Here is a 15,692-nt window from a genome sequence, read left to right as displayed (position 1 = left end):
GGACAATACCATGATGGTATTGTCCTTTTTCTTATATCTCCATAATGATTGGTAAAATCATTGGACGACGTTTCGTTTTCTCATATAGGAATGGTGCCAATGTGTCTGTAATCTCATTTTTAATTTCAGACCATTGTGTTGTTTTACGTTCCATTACTTTTTCTAAATGAGTTGTAATTAATGTTTGAGCATCATTAATTAAATCACTACTTTCGCGCATATAAACGAAACCACGTGAGATAATATCAGGTCCTGCTGCAACTTTAAATTCTTTCATATCAATGCTTACAACTACAATAACAAGTCCTTCTTCAGAAAGGATGCGACGATCGCGTAATACAATATTACCGATATCTCCAATACCATTTCCATCAATATAGACAGATCCAGATGGTATTTTACCAGCTACGCTTGCTTCATCTGAACGTAAGGCAAGAACATCGCCATTATCCATGATGAAACAGTTTTCTTCTGGAATACCACAATCATTAGCTAACTTCATATGCATACGTTGCATACGATATTCACCGTGAATTGGCATGAAATACTTTGGTTTAATTAGACGAAGCATTAGTTTTTGTTCTTCTTGTCCGCCGTGTCCACTCGTATGAATGTTTGACAGTTTTCCGTGGATTACATCAGCACCAGCACGATACAACATGTTAATTGTACGACTTACGCTAATTGTATTACCAGGGATTGGTGAAGAAGAGAAAACAACTGTGTCGCCAGGGATGATTTGAATTTGACGATGCGTACCATTAGCAATACGTGAAAGTGCTGCCATTGGCTCCCCTTGACTACCTGTACATAAAATAACAACTTTATTAGCCGGTAGGCGATTTAGTTGAGATGCATCTATGAATGTATCTTTCGGACAGCGAATATAACCTAGGTTTTGTCCAATTTCAATCGCTGCTTCCATACTACGACCAAATACAGCCACTTTACGATTGTTTTCAACAGCCGCTTCAACAACTTGTTGTAAACGATGGATATTTGATGCAAAGGTTGCGAAGATAATACGACCTTCTACTTTGCGGAAAATATCTTGAATACTGTCACCAACGCGGCGCTCAGACATTGTGAAGTTTGGAACTTCACTGTTTGTACTGTCAGATAAGAGGCAAAGTACACCGTCTTTTCCGATTTCAGCCATTTTTGTTAAGTCCGCAGGTTCACCAACTGGTGTGAAGTCAAATTTGAAATCTCCAGTATGAACCACTTGTCCTTGAGGTGTCTTCACAACAACTCCGTATGAATCTGGGATACTGTGAGTTGTACGGAAGAATGAAACTGATGTCTTTTTGAATTTAATAACATCATCTTCTTGAATTTCATAAAGTTTTGCTTTACGAAGTAATCCGTGCTCTTCTAGTTTGTTTTTGATTAGTGCAATTGCTAATTTACCGCCATAAATCGGAATGTTCACTTGACGTAATAAGTAAGGAATTCCACCGATATGATCTTCGTGACCATGTGTAATGAATAATCCTTTAATTTTATCTTCGTTTCGCACAAAATAAGTGTAATCTGGTATTACATAATCGATTCCGAGGAGTTCGTCTTCTGGAAATTTAATTCCAGCGTCAATTATAATAATTTCATCTTGAAATTGAACAGCATATGTATTTTTACCGATTTCACCAAGACCACCTAAAGCAAAAACGGCTGCTTGATCATTCTTTAGAAATTTCATATGACTATACGATTTCCGCTAATGTTAAATCAGCGTTTTCTTTTTCATATTCAAGATGATTGCCAGTAACAGACTGAACGAACTCGATATTATATGCGAACTTATTTAATTTCTTACGAACATCCTTTTCAGACGTAGCCTCTAAATATAAAACTTTTGTATTTTCACGTACTGGAACCTCAGTCAATTTTTCTTGATAAAATACTTTAAAAATCATTTGGAAAACCTCTCCTTGTCTATGTTTTGCATTATCTGTTACTTATTATAAAGCAAACAGTCACGATTTTCATGTTTTTTCGAATGAGAATGAAGAAAAAGCCCGAAATGGGCACAATTTAAGCGATCGTCTTTTTACGGACTAGATCTTTTAAATAACGCTTGAGCTTTTTCTTCAGCTTCTTCAGCATGATTACTCCTTCCTTTCCTTATTTTAAACATGCATATTACTAGTGAAAACGCCGTCTCTGCTATAAGAAAGAGGACAAAAGTGAATGTTGAATCTTGTCCTTTCTCATACAGGGAAAGTTATTCTATAGTAACGATTAGTAGCCGTTAGTTATAGGTATAGTATGAGAAAGAATAGAAAAGAAAATTCATACGAACAAGTATCCACATTTTTTACTAATATATATATGCAGGTTTCATAAATAAGGTCAGAAAGTGAACGCTTTCTTCACAGATGTTTAATATGTTATACTTTTTTTTAGAATTTGAAAAGCGATAATCAAAATAGGAATATAGAGTAACAGAAAGGATTTTGACAAATGAATGATAAAATTGTCTTTTTTGATATTGATGGGACATTATTAGATCATGATAAAAAGATTCCGCAATCTACAAGAGATGCAGTAAGACAGTTGCAAGAAAAAGGTGTGCATGTAGCAATTGCGACAGGACGAGCGCCATTTATGTTTGAAGATATTCGTGAGGAACTTAATATTCACAATTATGTTAGCTTTAATGGACAGTACGTTGTATTTGAAGACGAGGTAGTATTTAATAATCCATTACATCCAGCTGCCTTACATAAGTTTACTCAGTTTGCAAATCAAGAAGGATACCCACTTGTATATCTTGATCATCAAGAAATGAGAGCATCAGTTGAATATCATGATTATGTGAAAGAAGGTTTTGGAAGCTTGAATTTTGAGCATCCGGCATATGAACCTAATTTTTATGAGAAGCGTAATATTTATCAAACACTTCTTTTCTGTGAAGTGAATGAAGAGGAAAAGTTTATAAATCAATACCCAGATTTCCATTTTATTCGCTGGCATGCGTATTCCATGGATATTATTCCAAATGGTGGTTCTAAGGCAAAAGGGATTGAGAAATTTATTGAAAAATTAGGATTTAACCGTGAACAAGTGTATGCATTTGGAGACGGTTTAAATGATTTAGAAATGATTGAAGCAGTTGGGACAGGTATTGTGATGGGGAATGGTCATGAAGACTTGAAAAAACTTGCAAATCATGTGACAAAGGATGTTAGTGAAGACGGCATATATCATGGCTTAAAATGGGCTGGATTGCTATAAGTAAATATGGAACCCATTCCATATAAAAAAGGCGGAAGATTAACTTCCGCCTTTTTTATTATCGCTCTAGAGGTTTTGAATCGTCAGGAGCAGCAAATGGATTTTCTTTATTAATGTGGTCATAGAACATAACACCATTTAAATGGTCAATCTCATGCTGAAATACGATTGCTGGTAAACCTTTTAAACGTAATTTTATTTCTTCGCCGTTAATAGATGTTGCTTTCACTGTAATTCTTGTGTAACGAGGGACATAACCAGGTACTTCGCGGTCTACTGATAGACAACCTTCACCACTTTGTAAATATGTACGTTCAACAGAATGACTAATGATTTTTGGATTGAATAATGCATGACTATATAACGTACCGTCTGTATCTGTTACATGAACAGCAATCATTTTCTTTGAAATACCTATTTGCGGAGCCGCTAATCCGATTCCAGGGCGTAAACTATATTTTTCAGCCATTTCAGGATCTTGGCTATTTATTACAAATTCAATCATTTCTTTAAGAGTATTTGTATCTTCTTCGCTCGCTGGTATTACTACCTCTTCTGCAACGTTTCGCAAAATAGGATCTCCTTCGCGAATCACATCTTTCATTGTAAGCATATGTAATCTCTCCTTTCCCTTTTAGTCTACCAAAGGAGCCGAAAAAAGTCATCGACAAGTAGGGAGAAGCGCTTTAGAAAGAGTTCTATTGTATGTAATAAAAAGAAACAGACGGCAAAGCCGTCTGTTTCTTTCCATAGTTGTTTCATTTTACATTAGCGAATGCAAGCAGCACCAACGATAATTAAAAGAATAAACAACACAACGATTAAGGCGAAGCCGCGTCCAGACCCGCCACAAGAACCGCCATAACCGTAGGAAGGATATGAACAAGTTGGATAGCAATATGAGTATCCGTACATGAGATGACCTCCTTTATCATTTCCCGCTAATACTGCGGTTACTATAATGTATGGAGGGAAGAGTAGAAATGTATGGGTAATTACCTATAAAAGGAAGAAGAGTTTGTATATTTTTGCTAAGAAGGGAGAAAAACTAAAGAGAATTAAATCGTTTACATATTATTCTAAGAGAAAAAACAAGTTAAAAAGGGAATAATATAACAGCGGGTTAATGCGTACTAATACAGATGTGAAAAATAAAAACACGTTTGTGTAGAAGAGACCTGCAGATTATTTATAAAAAAACGTATTCAAAGTAATTGACATCGTAATTAGAATAGTTGTAAACTAAAAAACGTGATCAAGATTGTATTAATATGTTTCTGAAAAAACATTAGTACAGATTGTTAGGTACACAAAATTATTCTCAACCGACAAATAAATTTGTTGGTTTACATTGTTGCGTTTTCAGTCTAGCCAATAGATAGTGAAAGCGTTTCAGAATATGGTTCAAGAGAGGAAGAGGTGAACGGAATGGGTACTAAAACAAAAAAGACCCTATTTAATGTTGATGAGCAAATGAAAGCTATCGCAGCTCAATTTGAAACATTACAAATTTTAAATGAAAAAGGCGAAGTTGTGAATGAAGCAGCTATGCCTGAATTATCTGATGATCAATTAAAAGAATTAATGCGTCGTATGGTGTATACTCGCGTATTAGATCAACGTTCTATTTCTTTAAACCGTCAAGGACGTTTAGGTTTCTACGCACCAACAGCTGGACAAGAGGCTTCTCAATTAGCAAGTCATTTCGCACTTGAAGCAGAAGATTTCATCTTACCAGGATATCGTGATGTGCCACAATTAGTATGGCACGGCTTACCATTATACCAAGCATTCTTATTCTCTCGTGGACATTTCATGGGTAACCAAATGCCTGAGAACGTAAATGCACTTGCTCCACAAATTATCATCGGTGCGCAAATCATCCAAACTGCTGGTGTTGCGTTAGGTATGAAACTACGTGGTAAAAAATCTGTTGCAATTACTTACACTGGTGACGGTGGTGCTTCACAAGGTGACTTCTACGAAGGTATGAACTTTGCGGGTGCATTCAAAGCTCCAGCAATCTTCGTTGTTCAAAACAACCGTTATGCAATCTCTACTCCAGTAGAAAAGCAATCTGCAGCTAAAACTGTAGCTCAAAAAGCAGTAGCAGCAGGTATTTACGGAATTCAAGTAGACGGTATGGATCCATTAGCTGTATACGCAGCAACTGCTTTTGCTCGTGAGCGCGCAGTAAATGGCGAAGGCCCTACTTTAATCGAGACTTTAACATTCCGTTACGGTCCACATACAATGGCTGGTGATGACCCAACTCGTTACCGTACAAAAGATATCGAGAACGAATGGGAACAAAAAGATCCAATCGTACGCTTCCGTGCATTCTTAGAAAACAAAGGCCTATGGTCTCAAGAAGTTGAAGAGAAAGTAATCGAAGAAGCAAAAGAAGATATCAAACAAGCAATTGCTAAGGCTGACCAAGCTCCAAAACAAAAAGTTACTGATTTAATGGAAATCATGTACGAAAAAATGCCTTACAACTTAGCTGAACAATATGAAATTTACAAAGAAAAGGAGTCGAAGTAAGCCATGGCTCAAATGACAATGATTCAAGCAATCACTGATGCTTTACGCGTTGAAATGAAAAATGACCCTAACGTACTTGTGTTTGGTGAAGACGTTGGTGTAAACGGCGGTGTATTCCGTGCTACTGAAGGTTTACAAGCTGAATTCGGTGAAGACCGTGTAATGGATACTCCACTTGCAGAGTCTGGTATTGGTGGACTTGCAGTTGGACTTGCACTTGAAGGATTCCGTCCAGTTCCAGAAATCCAATTCTTCGGTTTCGTATATGAAGTAATGGATTCAATTTCTGGTCAATTAGCTCGTATGCGTTACCGTTCTGGTGGACGTTGGACTGCTCCTGTAACAGTTCGTTCTCCATTCGGTGGCGGTGTTCATACTCCTGAACTACATGCTGATAGCTTAGAAGGATTAGTGGCTCAACAACCTGGTCTAAAAGTTGTTATTCCATCTACTCCATACGATGCAAAAGGTCTTTTAATCTCTGCGATTCGTGACAACGATCCAGTTATCTACTTAGAGCATATGAAATTGTACCGTTCATTCCGTCAGGATGTACCAGAAGGCGAATACACAATTGATTTAGGTAAAGCTGATATCAAACGTGAAGGTACAGATGTATCTGTTATCGCTTACGGTGCTATGGTTCACGCTGCATTAAAAGCTGCTGAAGAACTTGAAAAAGAAGGTATCTCTTTAGAGGTTGTTGACTTACGTACAGTTCAACCATTAGATATCGAAACAATCATCGCTTCTGTTGAAAAAACAGGCCGCGTGGTAGTAGTTCAAGAAGCACAAAAACAAGCTGGTATTGCAGCTAACGTTGTAGCGGAAATTAATGACCGTGCAATCTTAAACTTAGAAGCTCCAGTTGTACGTGTAGCAGCTGCTGATACAGTATTCCCATTCTCTCAAGCTGAGAGCGTATGGTTACCAAACCACAAAGATATTGTTGAAGCTGTTAACAAAGTAATGAACTTCTAATTTTTAGTTATTCATGTGCAAAAGAAATCAGCACATGCTGATTTCTTTTGCCATATTCCATAATAAAGAAATGAATCAGGGGGCTGAATTCCGTGGCATTTGAATTTAAACTACCAGATATCGGTGAAGGTATCCACGAAGGTGAAATCGTAAAATGGTTTATTAAACCAGGCGACGAAGTAAACGAAGATGACGTACTTCTTGAAGTACAAAATGATAAAGCAGTAGTAGAAATCCCTTCTCCTGTTAAAGGTAAAGTACTTGAAGTACTTGTAGAAGAAGGTACGGTTGCAGTAGTTGGAGATACATTAATTAAATTTGATGCTCCAGGATACGAAAACCTTAAATTTAAAGGTGACGATCATGACGAAGCTCCTAAAGCTGAAGAAGCGAAAGAAGAAGCTCCTAAAGCTGAAGCTACTCAAGCAGCAACTGCAGAAGTAGTAAATGAGCGCGTAATCGCTATGCCATCTGTTCGTAAATATGCTCGTGAAAACGGCGTAGACATTCATAAAGTAGCTGGTTCTGGTAAGAACGGTCGTATCGTAAAAGCTGACATCGATGCATTTGCAAATGGTGGACAAGCAGTAGCAGCAACTGAGGCTCCAGCAGCAGCAGAGGCTACTCCAGCAGCAGCGAAAGAAGAAGCACCAAAAGCACAACCAATCCCAGCTGGTGAATATCCAGAAACTCGTGAGAAAATGAGTGGTATCCGTAAAGCGATTGCAAAAGCAATGGTTAACTCTAAGCACACAGCTCCTCACGTAACATTAATGGATGAAGTTGATGTAACTGAGCTTGTTGCTCACCGTAAGAAGTTCAAAGCTGTTGCAGCTGACAAAGGTATTAAATTAACTTACCTTCCATACGTTGTTAAAGCTTTAACATCTGCATTACGTGAATTCCCAATGTTGAATACTGCTTTAGACGATGCTTCTCAAGAAATCGTTCATAAACATTACTTCAACATCGGTATCGCAGCTGATACAGACAAAGGTCTATTAGTACCAGTTGTTAAAGATACAGATCGTAAATCAATCTTCACTATTTCTAACGAGATCAATGATCTTGCTGGTAAAGCACGTGAAGGTCGCTTAGCTCCGGCTGAAATGAAAGGTGCTTCTTGCACAATTACAAACATTGGTTCTGCAGGTGGACAATGGTTCACTCCAGTTATCAACCACCCAGAAGTAGCAATCCTTGGTATCGGCCGTATCGCTGAAAAACCAGTTGTGAAAAACGGTGAGATCGTTGCAGCTCCAGTATTAGCATTATCTCTAAGCTTTGACCATCGTTTAATTGACGGCGCAACTGCTCAAAAAGCATTAAACCAAATTAAACGTCTATTGAATGACCCACAATTATTAGTAATGGAGGCGTAATAACAATGGTAGTAGGAGATTTCCCAATTGAATTAGATACAGTCGTTGTTGGTGCAGGTCCTGGTGGATACGTTGCGGCAATTCGTGCAGCACAATTAGGTCAAAAGGTAGCAATTATTGAAAAAGCTAACCTTGGTGGCGTATGCTTAAACGTTGGATGTATTCCTTCAAAAGCGTTAATCAATGCAGGTCATCGTTATGAGAATGCAATGCATTCTGATGACATGGGTATCACTGCAGAGAACGTAAAAGTTGACTTTACAAAAGTTCAAGAATGGAAAAACGGCGTAGTTAAGAAATTAACTGGCGGTGTTGAAGGCCTTCTTAAAGGTAACAAAGTTGAAATCATTCGCGGTGAAGCTTACTTCGTAGATGCTAACACATTACGCGTAATGACTGAAGATGCAGCTCAAACTTACACGTTTAAAAATGCTGTTCTTGCAACTGGTTCTACACCAATCGAAATTCCTGGATTCAAATACTCTAAACGTGTTATCAACTCTACAGGTGCTTTAAGCTTACCTGAAATTCCTAAAAAACTTGTTGTAATCGGCGGCGGTTACATCGGTATGGAATTAGGTACTGCATATGCTAACTTCGGTACAGAAGTTACTGTAGTAGAAGCTGGCGACGAAATCTTAGCTGGTTTCGAAAAAGCTATGAGCTCTGTTGTTAAACGTGCTCTACAGAAAAAAGGTAACGTTAATATCCATACAAAAGCTATGGCTAAAGGCGTTGAAGAAACAGAAACTGGCGTAAAAGTTAGCTTTGAAGTTAAAGGTGAAATCCAAACTGTAGAAGCAGACTACGTATTAGTAACTGTAGGTCGTCGTCCAAACACTCAAGAAATCGGTCTTGAGCAAGTTGGAGTTAAGATGACTGACCGCGGCATCATCGAAATCGATGAGCAATGTCGTACAAACGTACCAAATATCTATGCAATCGGTGATATCGTTCCTGGACCACCATTAGCTCACAAAGCTTCTTACGAAGGTAAAGTAGCTGTTGAAGCAATTAGTGGCCATGCATCAGCAATCGATTACATCGGAATTCCTGCAGTATGCTTCACAGATCCAGAATTAGCATCTGTTGGTTACACTAAGAAACAAGCTGAAGAAGCTGGAATGACTGTAACTGTATCTAAGTTCCCATTCGCTGCTAACGGTCGTGCGTTATCATTAAACAGCACTGACGGTTTCCTACAACTTGTAACACGTAAAGAAGATGGTCTTCTTGTAGGTGCTCAAGTTGCAGGTGCAGGCGCTTCTGATATTATTTCTGAGATTGGTTTAGCTATCGAAGCTGGAATGACAGCAGAAGATATCGCTCAAACAATCCACGCTCACCCAACATTAGGTGAAATCACAATGGAAGCAGCTGAAGTTGCTCTTGGAATGCCAATTCACATTGTAAAATAATTTAGGCAATGAAAATAGCCCATCTCTTATTTAAAGAGATGGGCTATTTTTTATTTTAATAAAAATGGCTTGCAAGGTCTTTATGTGTACTTGTCGAATGAATATATAATACTTTATTTGGACTGTTAGAACATATAGTAATCCAAAAGCCATATATATGCTTTCGTATAATATGTAATTGATTCAAACTTAATCCCATATAGTAATAAAATAGAGCATGTCAAAGGAGAAGGTTCCATGAAAATATTACATGTTATATTTTATCATTTTTTATTATGGAGTGGTTTTTCCATTGTATTATCATTGTCAAATGGTGATAAGTTGCATTATAAAGTCATTCTATTTTTTGTATTTCTTTATTTAGCATATGTGATCGCATATGTTGTATTGCAAATTAGAAAGCAGGCATTATTTCTTACGTGTTCAAATTGCATACTTTTCTTAATCATATTTTCTATTTTTTAGATTAACGTTTATAGAAATACATTGTTCTGCCATTAAATAATTGTAACTCTCCTTCTAACTTCTTCGCTAGAAAACGGCAAAATTCATTTGCTTTTCCTTTATCACCAAATGTTGCATTAGGTGGTAACGAGATCTGAATGAAAGATTGTTCTTTTTCTATACCGACACCAACATAAATGGAATCATATCGATCGTGAGTAGATTGTAGTTTTAATGTTGTTGCTGATGTATCTAAAATTTCATAAGGAAAAGCGGTATTTGTATAAGCATAATTAATTTGAACACCAGTTTTGGAAGTAACTGTTTGATAATAATGAAAAAGTTGTTTTATATCATCTATTGAAACAGATTGTTGATTGGATTTAGGTACAAGCGTAATGAAGGCATGTTGCATATAAGTTCCCCCTAACTTAGTAGAATACTTTCATTCTACATCCTACTGAATTTTTTGACAATTAAAAGGAGTATTCCTTTTTTTGTTTAATATACTAATGAAAGGTGATGGAGAAAGGTGGAAACCGATGTTTGAAAAATTGTATGATGAACATGAAAGTGTGAAGGTACGATTTTTGGGATTTATGACACATGATACTCGTTATGATTTTGGTGTTATTTATACAAATATGTTTTTTGGGAAGCCACTTATTGTTTGTATGCAAACAGGAAGGTCTACTTTACTTGGACGAGATGATGTAGAGAATGTTCAATATTTACAGGAAATTTTTAAATTAGGATCAGAAGGCGAAGCAGCGGAGTTAGCTCAGTTTTTTTCATTTCTAGTTCCCTCTACATCTTTGCATGCTGAATATGAAGAATAAATAATGTAAAACAGTCGTACGTATAAATATGGCTGTTTTTTTGTTTGAATATCGTATACTAATTTAAATTAAAAATATTTAATGTGTTATACTAAAAACCTATTGACGTAAAAAGTATAACATATTAAAATGAAGACAGAAAGTTAAGCGGTTACAAAAAGTTTTTGGGATTATAAACTTAGGGGGAAATGAAAAATGGGAACAATCGTATGTCAAGATTGTGAAGGTACAATTGCACACTTCGAGGATGAGAAAGTAACGGTACTTTACGGGAAATGTGGATCTTGCGGATGTGATCACACAGAGCATACAAAAGCCCAATAATTGATAGGAAATGGACAGCTAAAAGTTTTTAGGACCATAAACTTAGGGGGAAATGAAAAATGGGAACAATCGTATGCCAAGTATGTGAAGGAACAATCGGTCATTTTGAAGATGAAAAGACGACAGTGCTTTACGGGAAATGTGGTACAAATTGTGACTGTGCTAATAAAGATAAGGCGAAAGCTTAATTATAAATAAGTAGATTATTATTAAAACTCAGGGGGAAATAAAAATGGGAACAATCGTATGCCAAGTATGTGAAGGAACAATTGGACATTTTGAAGATGAAAAATCAACAGTACTATACGGAAAATGTGGCTCTCATTGCGACTGTGACCATAAAGAACATGCAAAAGCTTAAATAAGAAAAAGCGCCTACACTTGTAGGCGCTTTTTTAATAAATTGTAGTTGTATGACCAACTGTTGCAACGATTGCATCATCTCTAATCGGAATAAATCCTATGGATGTCTGTGGGGTTTTAGAAGAAGCGTAGTGGCTCATGAGACGGCTATCAATACGGGTAATAGTATCGGTCAAGAAAGCCGAAATGAAAGCGTAAGGAACGCGTCGTTCATTTAACGCGTATATAATTTCTTCTTTTGTTTTTACACCTACGCCATGTCCGTAAAAAAAGAAATTCCCTAAATAGATTGTGTTTTCTCCTTGCCACTCGATTGTAGCTGGATTCACTTGTGGATTTTTAAAATAAACGAGATCACCTGGGACAAGATCGCCACCCGTTTTTGTTATGAGTTTTAAATCTTGATCGTAGTCCCACGTATAAAGTAAAAGGTTTGCAAAGAGTCGGTTGAAAGTTTCTTCTTCATACAACGATAGTAAAGCTTTGTAAAAAATAATAATCATCGCAGTGGCACATTCAGTTCCATATAGTTTTCCGTTTTTGAAAATATCTTGTATTGCAATGGAAGGGGGTATGTTTGGAAGGAGCTCAAATCCTCCAAGTGACGTTCTTTTCCAATACTGAGGGTTGCAAAAGGATTGTTGAAATGTTCGAAACTGAAATCCACTTTGAAAAAGTTCTAATGCGGAAGTAATAATATTCACACGCAAGTTTAGATCGAAGCTGAGTTCATCTGATGTTCGGAAGGAATAGATTTCTTGATTTCCTGCCATTATAGATAAAATTTGCTGTTTCTCAGCTGCAAATGGCTCATATTCATTTGTGATATAAGGATGCACAATAGAACGGCCTATTACAATCATAATAGTATCCCCACCTATACGTTACATTACATCATATCGTATGAGAAAAGGGAAAAAGGGTGAAAGAAAAGCCTATCAACTGATAGGCTTGTACTCTTTAATCACACGTAATGTTTGCAATGTCATATCTTCAGGACCTTGTACAGGTAAACCCGCTTCTAAGTTTTTACGAATATACTCTAAGTTATCTTGTGTAATAATTTCCCCCGGAGTAAAGATTGGAATCCCTGGTGGATAAACCATAACGAAATCAGCTATAATACGACCGGCTGCATTTTCAAATGGGATGACTTCTGTTTCCGAATAAAAAGCATCTCGAGGAGAAAGTGCTAGCACTGGAATTTCTGGAATTTCTACTTGTATTTGAACACCTTTATCAGCTGTATTTCTAAATGTTGCTGATAAATCTTGTAATGCTGCAATAAGTGTATTCGTCTCACTTTCTGTATCTCCGAAAGTGACAAGACATAGTATGTTGTATAAATCTGAGAGTTCTACTTCAATGTTATAGTGCTCTCTAAGCCATACTTCAGCCTGATGACCTGTAATACCTAAATCTTTTACAGATACAATTATCTTTGTAGGATCATAGTTAAAAGTAGCATCTGTACCTAGCATTTCTTTCCCAGGACAGTAAAGATGCTCAATACCATTTATAGCATCACGAACTTGTTCTGCCAATTGAATTGTTTGTTCTATGAGTGCAGTTCCTTCTGTAGCAAGACGTTTTCTAGCAACATCAAGAGATGCTAATAAGATGTAAGAAGTTGATGTAGTCGTAAGCATGCTAATAATAGATTGAACATGTTTTACGTTCACAAGGCCTTCTTTCACATTAAGAATAGAACTTTGCGTTAAAGATCCTCCTAATTTGTGAACACTTGTTGCAGCCATATCTGCTCCAGCTTGCATCGCTGACATTGGCAATTCATCGTGAAAATGAATATGAACACCATGAGCTTCATCAACGAGTACAGGAATATCATAAGAATGTGCTAATTGTACAATCTGTTCTAAGTCCGCAGCAAATCCAAAGTATGTTGGGTTAATAACAAGTAAGCCTTTCGCATCTGAGTGCTCTTCAAGAGCCTTTTTGACAGATTGAATTGTAATTCCATGTGAAATACCGAGTTTTGGATCGATCTCAGGATGCATAAAAATCGGTTTTGCACCTGAGAAGATAATCGCTGACATTACTGATTTATGCACGTTTCGTGGTACTAGGATTTTGTCACCAGGACCGCAAACGCTCATTACCATTGTCATAATTGCGCCGCTTGTACCTTGAATGGAAAAAAAAGTATGGTCTGCACCGAATGCAGCGGCTGCTAAATCTTGTGCTTCTTTAATCATACCTTTTGGATGATGTAAATCATCGAGCGGCGCAATATTAATTAAATCAATTGCTAATGCATTATGCCCAATAAATTCGCGAAATGTAGGATCCATACCTTGTCCTTTTTTATGACCAGGAATATGGAATTGAATTGGATTTCGCTTACTGTGCTCAACTAAAGCGGTAAACAATGGTGTTTCGTATTGGGACAATCTATACACCCCTTCTTCTTCGTAATATTTAGTATTATTTGTTTTATATAATCCTGTTCTAAAAAAGCTAAGTCCTTTTTTAGTATGAGGCTTGTTTTTCTGCCATTCACAAAAGTGTTTTGAGATGGTAGGTTCACTTTATTTTCTATAAAACAAAAGCATTATATCACCAATAATTATAGATGTATAGAAAAAAATATTTTTACAGTGCGTATATTAAATAGTTATTTCCAATTAACTTATAGAGGAAGACAATTCCATCATAAGGAATAAATAGTGTATAATGCAAAGTGGCTATAGTGAAGAGGAAAAAATCCCTTTAAGGTAGCATATTGAAATAAGAAGAAATGATAAAAGAGGTGCAAAATGGAATATCAATATCCGTTAGATTACGATTGGTCAAATGAAGAAATGGTTGCAATTGTGAAGTTTTATGAAGCGATTGAGAAAGCATATGAAAAAGGCATTATAAGAGAAGAATTAATGGGATTATATCGTCGTTTTAAAGAGATTGTTCCGTCGAAAGCAGAAGAAAAGAAAATTGATAAAGAGTTTCAAGAAGTAAGTGGGTATTCTATATATCGTGCGATTCAAAGAGCTAAAGAAGCTGAAGAACAAAAGCTTGTGAAAATATAAAAAATATTTTGAAAAATAAAAACTGAAGTGATATAATGTGATAACAACTAAAAACGGACAATATAAATTGTCCGTTTTCTACTATCGATTACAAAGTGCATATAAAGGAAGGAGTGATTGCATCGTAGATTCAATCTTAGCAAGGAATTGTTCGTTGGTCATTGCTGAAAACTCCTCTGGTAATATATGAATACCAACTAATAATTCTGCTTTTTTTACAGTAGCTAGACGTTCAATCATCTTTTGTAGATCTTCTGTTTCAAGTGTTTTATGTAATTTTACACTTGGTTTAGTATGGTCAATGGACCAAACGAAGTCATTTGGAATATTAGTTTTTAAATCATTTAAATGTTCTAAGAAGGCGTGAGCCGTCTCCACTTTTTGTGGACACTCATAGATTAAACCAAAGTATACGAAGGCATGAGTACCCCATAATCCAATTTGGAAATGTGGTAGCATTTTATATCCGCGTTTATTTGTTGAAAAAGCAACCCAAGTATCGTTTGGTGGATTGACTTTACGACGTGCATGTTTTGCTACATGATAAAAAAAGTTCTCATCAGTTTGTTTGGATAAATACGCAGCAAACTGTTCCCCTAAAGCTTCTAGCTTAGGATGAATGTTCGTTTTAATTGCACTCATTCGTTCTTCGAGACCATCAACTGTAAAGACCTCAAAATCAGTTGATTTGAATGTTTGTAGTGTCATGATTGTTCCTCCAACTCCTATTTTGCTTTTATTTTAGCATAGCTTGTACTATTCATAAAAAAAACAGCACAAAAAAATTTAAATAAAAAAATATAATTTTGTTGCATAGATGATTTCTCCAACATAGTATAGTATAAAACAAAAAATCAGAAAATTAAATTAATTCCAGTCCGAGGGCAGACGAATATTGGGAGGAGGCAAATAATATGAGACAGGTGATTAATGCGTTAAAGAGAACAGATGCTGAAAAGAGAATTCCGGTGCTACGTTTGGAGCTAGATTATGAATTAGCGACTTTATATGATGCGATGATGGAAAATGATAAACAGAAAAAAGAAGAGTGTGTACAAAAGTTAGAAGTGTTAAGACTTGAAATGATTCGTTTAGAAGCGTAATAATAGTATA

The 15,692-nt window shown here is 36.4% G+C and carries 20 protein-coding genes; 12 read left to right on the top strand and 8 right to left on the bottom strand.

Translation table 11 applies throughout. The features are described 5' to 3' along the window. Positions 1–31 precede the first annotated feature (31 nt). Both rnjA and Q9B79_RS08940 read right to left on the bottom strand, forming a co-directional pair. Positions 32–1,699: a ribonuclease J1 gene (gene rnjA / locus Q9B79_RS08945; RefSeq protein WP_000670368.1), complete on the bottom strand. Its 1,668-nt coding sequence runs from the start codon at positions 1,697–1,699 to the stop codon at positions 32–34. A 4-nt stretch (positions 1,700–1,703) separates the two neighbouring features. Further along, entirely contained in the window at positions 1,704–1,916 is a 213-nt protein-coding gene (locus tag Q9B79_RS08940; RefSeq protein WP_098667483.1) for a DNA-dependent RNA polymerase subunit epsilon, read from the bottom strand. Between the two features lie 547 nt (positions 1,917–2,463). Between Q9B79_RS08940 and Q9B79_RS08935 the strand changes: the two genes are divergently transcribed. After that, complete coding sequence (locus Q9B79_RS08935) at positions 2,464–3,237, top strand: Cof-type HAD-IIB family hydrolase (RefSeq protein ID WP_306183536.1); 774 nt, start codon at positions 2,464–2,466, stop codon at positions 3,235–3,237. 58 nt (positions 3,238–3,295) lie between these two features. On the opposite strand, the gene def is transcribed toward Q9B79_RS08935, so the two are convergent. Together def and Q9B79_RS08925 are read right to left on the bottom strand one after the other, a co-directional pair. Beyond that, positions 3,296–3,850 carry a peptide deformylase gene (gene def, locus Q9B79_RS08930; protein ID WP_306183534.1) on the bottom strand — a complete coding sequence of 185 codons (555 nt, stop codon included), beginning with the start codon at positions 3,848–3,850 and terminating at the stop codon, positions 3,296–3,298. 155 nt (positions 3,851–4,005) lie between these two features. Continuing rightward, entirely contained in the window at positions 4,006–4,152 is a 147-nt protein-coding gene (locus Q9B79_RS08925; protein WP_000274562.1) for a YjcZ family sporulation protein, read from the bottom strand. Positions 4,153–4,665: 513 nt separating this feature from the next. On the opposite strand from Q9B79_RS08925, the gene pdhA reads away from it, so the two are divergent. The 5 genes from pdhA to Q9B79_RS08900 all read left to right on the top strand — a co-directional run bounded on the left by pdhA (position 4,666) and on the right by Q9B79_RS08900 (position 10,027). Then, the gene (pdhA, locus tag Q9B79_RS08920) at positions 4,666–5,781 is read left to right on the top strand and encodes a pyruvate dehydrogenase E1 component subunit alpha (protein ID WP_000536893.1); all 1,116 of its coding nucleotides are present in this window, start codon (positions 4,666–4,668) and stop codon (positions 5,779–5,781) included. Positions 5,782–5,784: 3 nt separating this feature from the next. Beyond that, complete coding sequence (pdhB, locus tag Q9B79_RS08915) at positions 5,785–6,762, top strand: pyruvate dehydrogenase complex E1 component subunit beta (RefSeq protein WP_000068166.1); 978 nt, start codon at positions 5,785–5,787, stop codon at positions 6,760–6,762. Between the two features lie 92 nt (positions 6,763–6,854). Next, on the top strand, positions 6,855–8,144 hold the full coding sequence (gene pdhC / locus Q9B79_RS08910) for a pyruvate dehydrogenase complex dihydrolipoyllysine-residue acetyltransferase (protein WP_306183528.1): 1,290 nt from the start codon (positions 6,855–6,857) through the stop codon (positions 8,142–8,144). 5 nt (positions 8,145–8,149) lie between these two features. After that, positions 8,150–9,562: a dihydrolipoyl dehydrogenase gene (lpdA, locus tag Q9B79_RS08905; RefSeq protein WP_000260104.1), complete on the top strand. Its 1,413-nt coding sequence runs from the start codon at positions 8,150–8,152 to the stop codon at positions 9,560–9,562. A gap of 237 nt (positions 9,563–9,799) precedes the next feature. Beyond that, positions 9,800–10,027 carry a hypothetical protein gene (locus Q9B79_RS08900; RefSeq protein WP_306183525.1) on the top strand — a complete coding sequence of 76 codons (228 nt, stop codon included), beginning with the start codon at positions 9,800–9,802 and terminating at the stop codon, positions 10,025–10,027. A gap of 1 nt (position 10,028) precedes the next feature. Here the strand turns inward: Q9B79_RS08900 and Q9B79_RS08895 are convergent, their stop codons facing one another. After that, entirely contained in the window at positions 10,029–10,421 is a 393-nt protein-coding gene (locus tag Q9B79_RS08895) for a DUF1885 family protein (protein ID WP_098103102.1), read from the bottom strand. 127 nt (positions 10,422–10,548) lie between these two features. Between Q9B79_RS08895 and Q9B79_RS08890 the strand changes: the two genes are divergently transcribed. The 4 genes from Q9B79_RS08890 to Q9B79_RS08875 all read left to right on the top strand — a co-directional run bounded on the left by Q9B79_RS08890 (position 10,549) and on the right by Q9B79_RS08875 (position 11,530). Then, a complete protein-coding gene (locus tag Q9B79_RS08890; protein ID WP_144614716.1) occupies positions 10,549–10,845 on the top strand; it encodes a DUF3055 domain-containing protein in 297 nt (98 codons plus the stop codon). Between the two features lie 195 nt (positions 10,846–11,040). After that, positions 11,041–11,169, top strand: a complete 129-nt coding sequence (locus Q9B79_RS08885) for a GapA-binding peptide SR1P (protein WP_000536778.1) — start codon at positions 11,041–11,043, stop codon at positions 11,167–11,169. A gap of 59 nt (positions 11,170–11,228) precedes the next feature. Continuing rightward, positions 11,229–11,357 carry a GapA-binding peptide SR1P gene (locus Q9B79_RS08880; protein ID WP_000536800.1) on the top strand — a complete coding sequence of 43 codons (129 nt, stop codon included), beginning with the start codon at positions 11,229–11,231 and terminating at the stop codon, positions 11,355–11,357. Between the two features lie 44 nt (positions 11,358–11,401). Continuing rightward, the gene (locus Q9B79_RS08875) at positions 11,402–11,530 is read left to right on the top strand and encodes a GapA-binding peptide SR1P (RefSeq protein WP_078383821.1); all 129 of its coding nucleotides are present in this window, start codon (positions 11,402–11,404) and stop codon (positions 11,528–11,530) included. 34 nt (positions 11,531–11,564) lie between these two features. On the opposite strand, the gene Q9B79_RS08870 is transcribed toward Q9B79_RS08875, so the two are convergent. Together Q9B79_RS08870 and speA are read right to left on the bottom strand one after the other, a co-directional pair. Further along, entirely contained in the window at positions 11,565–12,395 is an 831-nt protein-coding gene (locus Q9B79_RS08870; RefSeq protein WP_306183519.1) for a protein-glutamine gamma-glutamyltransferase, read from the bottom strand. A 75-nt stretch (positions 12,396–12,470) separates the two neighbouring features. Beyond that, entirely contained in the window at positions 12,471–13,943 is a 1,473-nt protein-coding gene (gene speA / locus Q9B79_RS08865) for an arginine decarboxylase (protein ID WP_306183517.1), read from the bottom strand. A 366-nt stretch (positions 13,944–14,309) separates the two neighbouring features. On the opposite strand from speA, the gene Q9B79_RS08860 reads away from it, so the two are divergent. Then, on the top strand, positions 14,310–14,579 hold the full coding sequence (locus Q9B79_RS08860) for a UPF0223 family protein (RefSeq protein ID WP_306183515.1): 270 nt from the start codon (positions 14,310–14,312) through the stop codon (positions 14,577–14,579). Positions 14,580–14,660: 81 nt separating this feature from the next. Here Q9B79_RS08860 and Q9B79_RS08855 read toward each other — a convergent pair whose 3' ends face one another. Next, positions 14,661–15,287: a YktB family protein gene (locus Q9B79_RS08855; protein ID WP_306183513.1), complete on the bottom strand. Its 627-nt coding sequence runs from the start codon at positions 15,285–15,287 to the stop codon at positions 14,661–14,663. 206 nt (positions 15,288–15,493) lie between these two features. Between Q9B79_RS08855 and Q9B79_RS08850 the strand changes: the two genes are divergently transcribed. Beyond that, a complete protein-coding gene (locus Q9B79_RS08850; RefSeq protein WP_001250168.1) occupies positions 15,494–15,682 on the top strand; it encodes a hypothetical protein in 189 nt (62 codons plus the stop codon). The last annotated feature ends 10 nt before the right edge of the window (positions 15,683–15,692 follow it).

Origin of the sequence: Bacillus sp. MHSD_36 (assembly GCF_030757775.1) — a bacterium.
Classification (GTDB): Bacteria; Bacillota; Bacilli; order Bacillales; family Bacillaceae_G; genus Bacillus_A.
The sequence above is the reverse complement of the archived record's forward strand: the minus strand, read 5'-3'. Positions and strand labels throughout refer to the sequence as shown.